The 13563-nt window shown below is 37.2% G+C and carries 5 protein-coding genes and 2 rRNA genes; all 7 read right to left on the reverse strand.

Annotated elements, in window-relative coordinates; genetic code table 4:
* Positions 1 to 238 precede the first annotated feature (238 nt).
* Positions 239 to 3119: ribosomal RNA gene (locus tag EXC55_RS01140) — 23S ribosomal RNA — on the reverse strand.
* A 342-nt stretch (positions 3120 to 3461) separates the two neighbouring features.
* Positions 3462 to 4976: ribosomal RNA gene (locus EXC55_RS01145) — 16S ribosomal RNA — on the reverse strand.
* Together the 16S and 23S rRNA genes form the textbook arrangement of a ribosomal RNA operon.
* 417 nt (positions 4977 to 5393) lie before the next feature.
* Positions 5394 to 6308: an ABC transporter permease gene (locus EXC55_RS01150; protein ID WP_235666090.1), complete on the reverse strand. Its 915-nt coding sequence runs from the start codon at positions 6306 to 6308 to the stop codon at positions 5394 to 5396.
* Between the two features lie 23 nt (positions 6309 to 6331).
* Positions 6332 to 8542: an ABC transporter permease gene (locus EXC55_RS01155; RefSeq protein ID WP_129622866.1), complete on the reverse strand. Its 2211-nt coding sequence runs from the start codon at positions 8540 to 8542 to the stop codon at positions 6332 to 6334.
* Positions 8542 to 10083, reverse strand: a complete 1542-nt coding sequence (locus EXC55_RS01160) for an ABC transporter ATP-binding protein (protein ID WP_129622867.1) — start codon at positions 10081 to 10083, stop codon at positions 8542 to 8544. The genes EXC55_RS01155 and EXC55_RS01160 overlap by 1 nt, the downstream gene beginning before the upstream one ends.
* Before the next feature lie 26 nt (positions 10084 to 10109).
* Positions 10110 to 11567, reverse strand: a complete 1458-nt coding sequence (locus EXC55_RS01165; RefSeq protein WP_129622868.1) for a BMP family ABC transporter substrate-binding protein — start codon at positions 11565 to 11567, stop codon at positions 10110 to 10112.
* Positions 11568 to 11992: 425 nt separating this feature from the next.
* The gene (gene tig, locus EXC55_RS01170; RefSeq protein ID WP_129622869.1) at positions 11993 to 13483 is read right to left on the reverse strand and encodes a trigger factor; all 1491 of its coding nucleotides are present in this window, start codon (positions 13481 to 13483) and stop codon (positions 11993 to 11995) included.
* Positions 13484 to 13563: the final 80 nt, after the last annotated feature.

Consider the following 13563-nt stretch of genomic DNA (forward strand, 5'->3'; position numbering starts at 1 on the left):
AAACATTTTGGAGACAATGTTTTTGGTTTTGCAGAAATCAAAAAGATAAACAAAAGGTAATTAAAGTCAATAAGCAAGCAATAATGCTTATGTTTAAGACAGCAATGAGTCTTGGTTTGGAGTCAAAACTGTGCAAGGCATAAAAAAAGCACCTGTTGGTGCACATTGATGTTCTCTGAAAACTGAACAGTAAGTTACACAAATGATTCATTAAAATGTCTTAATACATTTCAACAATACTTTTAAACCGATCGATTTATTAGTAATGGTCAGCTCAACGTATTACTACGCTTACACCCCCATCCTATCAACCTCATAGTCTATAAGGAATCTCAAGGGAATACTTATCTCTGAGGAGGCTTCCCCACTTAGATGCTTTCAGCGGTTATCCTTTCCGTACTTAGCTACCCAGCCATGCTTCTGGCGAAACAACTGGAGCACCAGCGGTACGTCCACTCCGGTCCTCTCGTACTAAGAGCGGCTCTCATCAATATTCCAACGCCCACATCAGATAGGGACCAAACTGTCTCACGACGTTTTGAACCCAGCTCGCGTACCGCTTTAATTGGCGAACAGCCAAACCCTTGGAACCGACTCCAGCTCCAGGATGCGATGAGCCGACATCGAGGTGCCAAACCTTGCCGTCGATGTGATCTCTTGGGCAAGATAAGCCTGTTATCCCCAGGGTAACTTTTATCCGTTGAGCGACTACCATTCCACGATGAATAGCCGGATCACTAAGTCCTGCTTTCGCACCTGCTCGACTTGTAAGTCTCACAGTCAAGCACACTTCTACCTTTGCGCTCTACATACGGTTTCTGACCGTATTGAGTGTACCTTTGAACGCCTCCGTTACCTTTTAGGAGGCGACCGCCCCAGTCAAACTACCCACCACGCACTGTCCTCCTACCTGTAGTGATAGCAAGTTAGAAACTCAATATAACAAGGGTGGTATTTCAAGGACGACTCCACTAGAACTAGCGTCCTAGCATCAGCATCTCCCACCTATCCTACACATGTTAGACCAAATTTCAATACGAAGTTATAGTAAAGCTCCATGGGGTCTTTTCGTCTTGATGCGGGAACCCAGCGTTTTCACTGGGACCATAATTTCACCGAGTCTAGTGTTGAGACAGTTGAGAGATCATTGCGCCTTTCGTGCAGGTCAGTATTTAGCCGACAAGGAATTTCGCTACCTTAGGACCGTTATAGTTACGGCCGCCGTTCACCCGGGCTTCATTTCAACGCTTCGCTAAAGCTAACGCATCCACTTAACCTTCGGGCACTGGGCAGGCTTCACCCCCTATACTTCACCTTACGGTTTAGCAGAGAGCTGTGTTTTTGATAAACAGTTGCCCCTCATAATTTACTGTGTCCTATTTGCATAGGAGCCCCTTCTTGCGAACTTACGGGGTCATTTTGCAGAGTTCCTTAACACTAGTTTTCTCGCTCGCCTTAGAATACTCATCTGGGGGACGTGTGTCCGTTCTCGGTACAGGTTTCCATAACATAAGTTTAGAAGCTTTTCTTGGAAGCTTGAAGTCATCCGATTACTCAAAAGAGTTGTACGTCACTACTCCCGGTTATGAACTGCGGATTTGCCAACAGTTCCCAGTTATAGCTTGTCCCATAATCCAGTAAATGGGTAGGACTATCCTTCTTCGTCACTCCATCACAATTATAGAAAGTACAGGAATATTAACCTGTTGTCCATCGACTACGCCTTTCGGCCTCGCCTTAGGTCCTGACTCACCCTGGGTGGACGAACCTTGCCCAGGAAACCTTCCCCAATAGGCGTCGTAGATTCTCACTACGAATCGTTACTCATACCGGCATTCTCACTTCTTAGCGCTCCACTAGTCTTCACAGTCTAGCTTCATTGCCCTAAGAACGCTCCTCTAACGTACAAATGTACCCGTGGCTTCGGTATCGTGTTTTACTCCCGTTAAATTATTGGCGCAAGGTCTCTTGACTAGTGAGCTATTACGCACTCTTTAAAAGGTGGCTGCTTCTAAGCCAACTTCCTAGTTGTTTGTGAAACCTCACAACCTTTCTGACTTAACACGATTTTGGGACCTTAGCCGACGATCTGGGTTGTTACCCTCGCGAACCGGGACGTTAGCACCCCGGTTCCGACTGCATGACAATACATAATGGTATTCGGAGTTTGATTATAGTCAGTACAGCTAGGCGCCGCCATTCCATATTCAGTGCTCTACCACCAAAACTTAACATCACACGCTAGCCCTAAAGCTATTTCGAGGAGAACCAGCTATCTCCAAGTTCGATTGGAATTTCTCCGCTATTCACAAGTCATCCGGGCACTTTTCAGCGTACTGCGGTTCGGTCCTCCACTTGGGGTTAGCCAAGTTTCAACCTGCTCATGAATAGATCACCTGGTTTCGGGTGTACTTCAACATACTAATAGCGCCCTGTTAAGACTCGATTTCTCTACGGCTCCGCTTATGTCCGCTTAACCTCGCATGTTAAAGTAACTCGCCGGTCCATACTGCAAGATGTACGCCATCAGCCTTAAATGGCCTCTGACTAATTGTAAGTAAGTGGTTTCAGAATCTATTTCACTCCCCTCTCGGGGTTCTTTTCACCTTTCCCTCACGGTACTAGTTCACTATCGGTGTCTGGTTAGTATTTAGCCTTACCGGGTGGTCCCGGCGGATTCAGACAGGGTTCCACGTGCCCCGCCCTACTCAGGATCCGACCAAGAGACTTAACAATTTCGCATACGGGGATATCACCCTCTGTGTCGCTTCTTCCCAAAAGCTTCTGCTATCATTAAGTTTTGTAACTCTATATAGATCGTCCTACAACCCCATATTAAATGGTTTGGGCTCTTTCTCGTTCGCTCGCCGCTACTAAAGAAATCATTATTTATTTTCTTTTCCTCTTGCTACTAAGATGTTTCAGTTGGCAAGGTGTCTCACTCATTGTCCTATGTATTCAGACAACGGCAACTAGGCATTACCCTAGTTAGGTTTCCCCATTCGGAAATTCCCGCTTCATAACTTATTTCCAGTTCCACGAGACTTATCGCAGGTAATCACGTCCTTCATCGACTTCCAGACCCAAGGCATCCACCACAAACTCTTCCTTATTTAAAAGTATGTTCCTATTTGGTTGTTGATGTGTATTTTAAGACATTTCAATAAACCATTTTTGTGTTGGTTTTTTACTCGATGAATCAAAACAAATTGACATTAATTTGTTAGATGTCGTTGTAAATATTAATTAAAATATCTTACTATTCAGTTTTCAAAGAACAATTTCATTGTGAGAGAAATGTTCTCTCAAAACTAGATATATTTTGCTTATGACCTGTAAGCCATGACTGTTAAACGTTGATAAATTTATGAAATAATGAAGGTCAAATGTAAGTTTGGTTAAAAGTGTTAATTGCCGTTAGAATTAACGATTAAGAACAATTAACTAAGTGTACTCCGTAGAAAGGAGGTGATCCATCCCCACGTTCTCGTAGGGATACCTTGTTACGACTTAACCCCAGTCACCAGTCCTGCCTTAGGCAGTTTGTTAATAAACCGACTTCGGGCATTACCAGCTCCCATGGTTTGACGGGCGGTGTGTACAAGACCCGAGAACGTATTCACCGTAGCGTAGCTGATCTACGATTACTAGCGATTCCGACTTCATGTAGTCGAGTTGCAGACTACAATCCGAACTGAGATCGGTTTTTTGAGGTTTGCTCCCTGTCACCAGTTTGCGTCTCTTTGTGCCGACCATTGTAGCACGTGTGTTGCCCCACTCGTAAGAGGCATGATGATTTGACGTCATCCCCACCTTCCTCCCAATTACTCGGGCAGTCTCCCTAGAGTGCTCAACTAAATGTTAGTAACTAAGGATAAGGGTTGCGCTCGTTGCAGGACTTAACCGAACATCTCACGACACGAGCTGACGACAACCATGCACCATCTGTCATTCTGTTAACCTCAACTATATCTCTATAGCGTTGCAGAAGATGTCAAGAGTGGGTAAGGTTCTACGCGTATCTTCAAATTAAACCACATGCTCCACCGCTTGTGCGGATCCCCGTCAATTCCTTTAAGTTTTATTCTTGCGAACGTACTACTCAGGCGGATCATTTAATGCGTTAGCTGCGCCGATGAATTTTCCATCAGCTAATGATCATCGTTTAGGGCGTGGACTACCAGGGTATCTAATCCTGTTTGCTCCCCACGCTTTCGTCTCTCAGTGTCAGTGTATGTCCAGTTAGCTGCCTTCGCCATATTGGTGTTCTTCCTTATCTCTACGCATTTCACCGCTTCACAAGGAATTCCGCTAACCTCTACATAACTCTAGTATGCCAGTATCTAACGCGATTTGGGGTTGAGCCCCAAGTTTTGACGCCAGACTTAACAAACAACCTACAGACGCTTTACGCCCAATAATTCCGGATAACGCTTGCAACCTATGTATTACCGCGGCTGCTGGCACATAGTTAGCCGTTGCTTTCTAATAAGGTACCGTCAAGACCAAAGCATTTCCTCTTCGGTTTTTTCTTCCCTTACCACAGCAGTTTACAACCCATGGGGCCTTCATCCTGCACGCTGTGTCGCTCCATCAGACTTTCGTCCATTGTGGAATATTCCCTACTGCTGCCTCCCGTAGGAGTCTGGGCCGTATCTCAGTCCCAGTGTGGCGGTTCAGTCTCTCAACCCCGCTAAACATCATCGCCTTGGTGGGCCGTTACCTCACCAACTAGCTAATGTTGCGCACCCCGATCCTTTAGCGAACCCGTGAAGGTTCTTTTACATCTGCGTCATGCGACAAAGATGCGTATTTGATATTATCAGTTGTTTCCAACTGCTATCTCAAGCTAAAGGGTACGTTGAGTACGTGTTACTCACCCATTCGCCGCTAAGTTCCGAAGAACTTCGCTCGACATGCATGTATTAGGCACACAGCCAGCGTTCATCCTGAGCCAGGATCAAACTCTTGAAAAAAATTGACTGTCATGTTTATCTATATCTAGTTTTCAAAGAACAAGTGCTGTATAAAGCAGCTTTACTATTTTATCACAATTAAATTTTAACGAAAATAAATTTTCGAATTTTTTTGATATTCGGTTTTATTAACATTAAATTTAAGCTATACGCAAAATAGTTTAAGAATTATAGCACTTACTAATCTAAGACCAAATAATTTTTAAAATTTTTTACGCAGTAAAGTTACAAAAAAAGTAAACTACTTTTTAGCAGTATTATTTTATCTGTTTTTGCAAAAATGCGACACAAATTAATTGCTTTTATGTAAGTTTTTAACAAGAATTTTACAGGGCGTTTTGGTTTTAAATCGGTTTGCTCACTATATATAAAGATAAAAATAAAAAAATACACCGAAGTGTATTTTCAAAATTTGGCTTACCGCATCGATTTGTCATAAGGCAGACCAGCAGCAGCTGGAGCTTTGGAACGTTTGGCGGTAAAAATAATCACAAGGATGGTAATGAAGTAAGGTAAGGTAAGCACAATGTCAGAGAAAGGTGCAATTGATTTACTTGCGGGACTAATGTTGGCAACGCCAAGCATCGCAGCAAAGAAGAGTGAAAAGACTGCGATGTTCAAAATGTTTCATTGACCTGTAATCATAATTGCTAAAGCAAGATAACCAATTCCTTGCACATCTCCGTCAAAGGTTGTGCTTAGAGTAGTTGCTTGGCCAAAGAAAGTACCAGCTAAGGCAGCTAAACCTCTTGAAATCAAGACACTTTGTCATTTGTAACTGTTAACATTGATTCCGGCTGCGTCTGAAGCATTAGGATTTTCACCAACTGATCTAAATCTTAAACCTCATTTGGTTTTGTAAAGTAAGAATCAACCACCAAAAATAATAGCTAAAGTTAAGATTAGTTTTCAAGTAATAATCTCAAATTTAAATTCAGCTCCTTCGGCGTTTTGTGCATTAACAAAAATTCCGATTTCAGGTGTGTTGAGCACAAATTTTCTACTTTCGCCAAAAGTAACTAAAAGAAAAAGAGACACACCGGTAGCTAAAAGGTTAAAAGCAAAACCTGAAATTGTTTGTGAACTTTTGAGCTTAATAGTTGCAAATCCAAACAGCAAGGACGTGAGCAAACCAAGTAATAAACCAACAAGGGTACACAATAAAGTGTGCCCAAAGTTCTTTTCTGTATCAGTACCGAGCAAGTGCCCAGTTAAGGTATAACCTAAACACCCAAAAATCATCATTCCGTTAATAGCAACGTTAACAATCCCGGCGCGTTCAGTAAACATACCAGCAATTGCTGCCACAGCAAAAATGCAGAAATAAAGCATTAGGCTATAGTAAAAAAGTTCGCCTATAAACATACTTCCACCTTTCTTGCATTACTGTGTTTGCTATAAACTTCGCGAAGATAATTTTCTTTAATAAATGAGTAATTTGTTCTTGAAAATTCTTTGAACTCTTTTTTCTCTTTAAGTTTATTTGCACGATATTGCATTTTAATTTCACGCACTTGGTTACCATCTAATGAATTAACATATTGATTAAATGATTTACGCTCAAGTGTAACTTTTTCAAAAACGTCAATAATTTCACGATTCGTAAGTGATTCAACTTTTCGATCAAGTTGCACACCTTTTTTCATTGCTTTTTGTTGTTTTTCAACAAGTTTAGTATTGCTTGAAATTTTAAGCAAATATTCATTTTGTACTTTTTTAAACTCTTGTTTTGCTTGACGGATGCGTTGAGCTTTAGAAGTTGCTTCCACTTTGAATTGAGCATCATCAAAAGTTAAAACTAAGTTTTTGATTTTGGCAACATCTGCTTGGTAAGCTTTTTGAGCTGCAGGAACTTTGTTAGTTTTATAATCAGCCAAAATTTCTTGGTAAAGGCCTTTTTTATCAGCTAAACGAGCTTTTAGTTCAGTAATTAAGTTTTGTAATTCTTTAATTTCAGCTTCAGATTTAATTTCTCTTAAAGCTAATTCTTGATTAGAGTTTTGTTGAGCAGAAGTTTTTTGAGCTAATTTTTCATTATAAGCAATGTTTTTAGTATTTTGATTAACAATTTTGGTAAGTTTTTTTGATAAACGGGCTAAAACCAAATTGTTGTAGTGTAAGTCAGCTTTTTGTTGTTGTAAAACGGTAGCTAATTTAATCAATTCATTGTAATGTTCAATTTTGGCGTCAATTGAAGCAACTTTGATATAAGTTTTTTGTTTAGATGTATGATATTGAGCTATTTTTTTATCTTTGTTTTGGTCATTAATTGTTGCGTTTATTTTTGCTTTTTTCATGTTGTAACATTTGATGAGCAATAAACGATAACGAATTAAAAAGTATCTCTTAAGATTTAACACTCAAAGACGCGAGGAAATGTTTGAGATTCATTTTGTGACCGAATGAACTGGTTTAAACTCAATAAATAATTGTGAAAGTGCAACTAAGTAAAGAATTAAGGAAGTAATAAATGGAAAGTCTTCTTTTGATACACCGACACCTTGCAAGCTTGGTTGTACAAAGTAAAGAGCACCATAAAATGCGGCAACAAGAATTGTTCCTAGCGAGGAGTTGAGAGCAATTAGGGCAATTGCAATTCCTTCAAAACCAATGGCTAACGGTGAACGCGACCCTGCGCCAAGTGTATCTGCTAAATTATCAGTGAATACAAAATAGAAGAAACCACCAAGACCTGCTAAGGCGCCTGAAAGCGCCATCACTAAAACTGTTGATAATTTTTCATTAATACCGATGTATTGACCATTTGTTTTTGAAAGTCCGAGCATTTTCAATTTGTAACCGATATTAGTTGAACGATACATAAAGAAAAGCCCAATTCCAAGTAAAATGAAAATCACAGTGAATGAAATTCCATAAATATAAGGCACAACATCTGAAACGTTACCAGAAGAATCAAGCAAGGTGAAAGCATTTGGATTAATTCCACCATTGTGTGAGATTTCTAAGTATTTATTAATTTTATCTTCAGAATAAAGATGAACACTTGTACCTAAAAGGAATGAGTTAAGTTTTGCAACTATTCAGTTAAGCATAATAGTTGAAATTACTTCGTGGATGTTTAAATAAGCTTTTAGTGCTCCAGCAATTGAAGCAAGAACAGCACCGGCAATCATGCTCATAAATAGGAATGGAACTAATAAACCACCAGTAACAACACTTGTGTCAGTAGCAATTAAAATTGGGAAAATAACCGTTGACGCTATCATCATTTGGCCACTAATTCCAATGTTGAATAATCCTGATTTAAACCCGACCGCTGAGGCCAAACCTATAAAACCAAAAATAACAAAAAATGTTAAAAATTTAGCTTGATCTTTTTGCGAATTACCAACGCTTTGAGCAAGTGAGCCAATCACAGAAAAAGGATCTTGACCAGAGTTCATTCATATGAATAAAAAACTAAGAATTAAACCAAATAGAAATGCTCAAATTACGGAAGCTGTTTTACGAAAACCACTACGTGTGCTACCTAAGCGAATAAAAGCACTTGCTTTTTGACTTCAATCATTATATTTTTCGACAAATTTTTTGGCAAACGAAGCCATTACTCATCACCTCCTTTCTTGTGTGCCATATAACTACCAATTTCTTGGCGAGTGATATTTTTTGCATCTTTAACAGCAACAATTCTGCCCTCGCTTAAAACAGCAATTGTGTCAGCTAACGCAAGAACTTCATCAAGTTCATAAGAGATTAATAAAATTCCTTTACCACTTGCTTTTTCTTTCAAAATTCGGTTATGAATATTTTGAATTGCTTTAATATCTAAACCACGTGTGGGTTGCATAACAATAATAAAATTGTGCGGTGTTTCAATTTCACGTCCAACAATAAATTTTTGTTGGTTACCGCCAGATAATGAACGAGCGTGAGAAAGACCACCTAAGCTACCACGAACATCATATTTTTCAATAATTGTTTCAGTTTTTTTAGCAATATTTTTTGTCTTAAAGAAAGTCAATTTTTGAAATTCTGAATCTCAAAGCCTTCTTAAGATGGAATTTTCTTTAATTGAGAAATCTAACACTAAGCCGTGTGCATGACGATCAGTAGGAATATAAGAAATATTCTTTTGAGAACGAGCTTTAACGCCTAATTTTGTGATGTCTTCTAATTCACCTTTATCGTTAGCAAGTAAAATTTGACCTTGCGAAGGAAACATCATTCCTGAAGAAATTTGCTCAATTTCTCTTTGACCATTACCTTCAACGCCAGCAATAGCAAAAACTTCACCTGCATGTACTTTGAACGATACATCTTGCAAGTTTTTAGTTTCTTTCTTTGTTGAAATATTTTTTAATTCAAAAACAACATTTTTTCTTTCGCAATCAGTTGTGTTTTTAGTTTCAACAATATTTTCTCCAACCATAACTTTAACAATTTCTGACATTGGAGTTTCTTTAACATTAAAAGTGCCAACAGATTTTCCTAAACGTAAAACTGTTGCATAATCAGCCACTTGTTCAATTTCGTTTAATTTATGCGAGATAAAAATAATGGTTTTACCAACAGATTTAAAAATTTCAAAAGATTTTAATAAACCCTGAATTTCTTCATCAGTTAAGACTGCAGTTGGTTCGTCGAAAATTAAAATATCGTTATCACGAAATAACATCTTCATAATTTCAACTTTTTGTTGAGTTGAAACAGTTGCATCAGAAGTCATTTGGTTCAAATCGAAATGTAAATCGTATTCGTTTTGTAAGGCAACAATTTTTTTTGCGGCAAGACTATAGTCAATTACATTATGTTGTCCCAGTTCGTCGCCTAATATAACATTTTGTAAATTGTTATAAACTTTAACTAATTTAAAGTGTTGGTGAACCATTCCAATACCAAATTCGGCAGCATCATTAGGACTTTTAAAAAAGACTTTTTTACCGTTAACATAAATTTCGCCAGAAGTTTGTTCATATAAACCAAAAAGAATACTCATCAAAGTACTTTTTCCAGCTCCATTTTCGCCAATTAAAGCATGGATTGTCCCTTTTTTAACATTAAAGCTAACGTTATCGTTAGCTTTAATACCTGGAAATTCTTTTGTTATATGTCTAAACTCTATTGCATTTTGAGTTTGATTTATAATGATTGCAATTCCATTTTTTAAAATAATTAGTTAGAAGGCTTTTCAGAATTTGTTGGTGCGGCATTTACTGGAGTACCATTTAATGCATTGTCATAAATATTTTTTCAGTATTGGCTGTATTGAATTGATTCAGGATTTTCTAAAAGGTCTGATAAAGCATTAATTCTTTTAGCGTTATCATCGATTTTGGTGTCGTTTTCTGTACCATCGCCATTAAGCGTTGTATAACCAACTTCAATAAACTTTCTAAGAGCAAGATTATTTTTAAGTTGTCTGAATGCTTTTGTAGCGTTATCGAGAGCTGTTTGTGCTTTTTTCGCAAGTGTCTCATTTGAAAGGTGAGTTGGAGCAACTCCTGATCAATCGGCATCAAAACCTTTTGTCAATCTTACGTTCTTAGTTCCTAATCTAAACTCGCCAACATATTTATTTAAAAGTTCTTCATTTGTTTTTTGTAAAACTGAAATTACTTCAAAAACAGATTGACCAATGTTTTTAGTAATCGATGTAAAATATTGACCTGTTTTTCCGGTGTCAGCAATTCCTTGGTCACCATCAACACCTATTACGTATTGACTTGATTTCATATTTTTAGTAACATATTGTGTTCAACTTCCTGCTACAGGTAAAATTAATTTAGTGTTTTTCTTAATTACACCTTGAACTTTTGTTTGTTTGTCAGTTTTTGCCGCGTCGAAGTTTGTGTCTAATAAAACACTATCTCCATCATTTACTGATTTTAGTCTGTTGTTAGCATTTTCACGAATAAGGTTACCAAAATAAACACCTTTGTAAAAACCTTCATTAAAGTCTGTTACTGCGTTAATATCTGAGCCACCAAATGTTGTAAATGTTCTATTTTGTGCATCGGCTTCATCTTTGAACATATCAGAAGCAGCTAAACCAGCAATAAAACCACCTTCATTTGATTTGTATTGAAGTGAAATAAAGAATCCGTTTGCTCCTTTTTGTGTTACTTCATCAAGAACTTTATCTGAAAGAGTGAAATCAAGAGCAATAAACACAATCTTTCTTGCTTTTAATTTATCAATGTTTGTTTGGTTTTCCAATCATTTTTTTAAATATTCTTCGTGTGTGAAACCATTCAATAAAAGAACTGAATAGCCTTGATTAATTGCGGCATCGTATTGGTCAAGGTAATTCTTGTTGGCAATTGCATAATAACCAACAGCAGCGTTGTTCGCAAAACCTTTTTTATCGTATTGCAATTCATTTTCAGTAGCAAATTTTTGAAGTGCTTCTCAACTTGATTGATTGAATGACTTGTCATTAACTGTTCCTTCATCCAAAATTAATGCAATTTTTTTAACAGCTAATTTCTCGTTAGCAGATAATTTTAAATCATTGTCAACCTTAATATTTGTAACTTGAATATCAGAAGCGCCACAAGAAACAGTTGCAATTGGTAAAATACCAACAACTGGCGCAAGTCCTAACAATAATTTCTTTTTAAAAAACTTCATATATTTCTCCTCTTTAGATACAAGAAATTAAATCTCTTATAATTTTAGATATATTATATATTAAAACCAATGTACTAAGCCATTGTGAAAAACTTATATCGAAAGTTAAAAAACTTTTTTCAGAGAAATTGAATTAAAAGTTGCTCTTATTTTTTTGAAATTTTATTCATTTGTGTCACTAAGCGCTTGGTCAACCAAAGCTTTTCATTCAGCACTAAATTCTAAGTTGGCTTGATCACCGATCAAATTGCTTAAATAATTGAGTCTTGCTTGATTGTCAGCTATTTTTACATTGTTTGTGTTTTTGCAGGAAAAACACCAAAAATATATTGAAAATAAAGGTTAGGTGCAAAATTTTGATCACTCAGCGTTTCCAATGTTAAAAATGTCGAATAAAAAACCATTCTTGCGAATGGTTAAATACATTATTTAGTTTTTGCTGATTTTGCTTCTTTAGATTTTTCTTCTTTAGCTTCTTCAGCTGGAGCATCTAGTGAAACAAGTTTGTTAATTTCAGTTTCAGCTTTGGCTTTTAAGTCATTATATTCTTTAACTTTTTCTGGGTAGTACTTGCCAACCACAGCAACAAACATTTTTTCGTCCGCAGCTTGGGCGCTAAATTGATTTTTAATATCTTGATTTTGTGTAACAAGTTTTAAGAATTCGTAACCTGGAAGATTAACTTCAAGAGCTCTAAGTTTAACAGCTGCGTTAAATTCTTCTTCGCTAAGTTCGAATTTTTTGTCATCTTCTGGTGAATACACTGATCTTGCCACTGCGAAAGAAGCGAATCTAGTTGCATATTCTTGTTTTACTTCGTCGGCAATCATTGCGTTGATTTCATCTTCTGAACGACCAAGAATTTCAAGGTATTCATTGTACTTAAGACCTTGTTGTTTAAGTAAGTTTCTTAGTTCACTCTTCTTATGTTCAGCTTCTTTCTTGAGTCTTTCAGGGTGAATGTCAAGTAACTGTGCTTTCTTAGTTTTAACTTCTTCACTCACGGCGTTAAAGAATTCAATCAACGCTCCGGTAAGTTTTTGTCTAGCAAGTAAAGTTTTAATCACTGCTTTAGCTTCGTCGATAGTTTTAGCGTACTTATCAAGGTGAAGTGATGGTAAGTTTTCTGCAGTAAGTTTTATTTCTTCTGGACGTTTCGCTTCCTTAAGAGTTACCTTAAAGTTTGCTTTTTTGCCAGCAACAGTAGCTGATGGGTATTTTTCTGGGAAAGTAACATCAAAATCACCTTCTCAACCAACTTTTTTATCTAGTAGGGCTTCTTCAAATCCTTCAATGAATGATTTGTTACCAAGTGTCACGGGTACATCTTTAGCTTCGCCACCTTCAAAAGCTTCGCCAGTTTCTTTTAGTGTTCCAAAGTAATCAATAACTACTGTGTCACCAAGTTTAGTTGTTTGGTCTTTAGCAAGTGGCACTGTCAAAGCAAGTCTTTGCAACTTAGCGTTAATAACTTTTTCTACTTCTTCGTCAGTAACTGGTGCAAAGTTAACTTGTGCATCTACCTTATCTAAAATCAAATCTTCTACTTTAACTTCAATTGGGAAAGAAAGTTCAAATTCAAATTTTTCTTCGGTTGGGTTGACTTTTTCAATTCTTGGAGCATAAACTGCTGCAGATTCAAAGGCTTGAAGTTCTGCTTGTAACTTAGTTTCTACATCTTTAGTGAAATAGTTGTTGATTGCTACTGACATAGCTTCGTGAAGTACTTGAGCTCTAGTGATGTATTTGTCAGCAACATTTTTTGGCACTTTTCCACTACGATACCCTTTAACTTTAAGATTTTTGTAAAGTTTCTTTTCAGCTTCAGCAAGTGCTGCGGTTCAGTCTTTGCCTTCGATTGTTACTTGTTTATAAACATATTTTTTGTCTTGATCTTTTTTAAATTGGTGTGACATTTCGCTCCTTTATGATTATGTCTAATTCATAAAATAAATCTAATTATAAATGTAAAAGGTAATAATTAATCAGAATCGAT

Source organism: Mycoplasmopsis columbinasalis (assembly GCF_900660705.1).
Classification (GTDB): Bacteria; Bacillota_I; Bacilli_A; order Mycoplasmatales; family Metamycoplasmataceae; genus Mycoplasmopsis; species Mycoplasmopsis columbinasalis.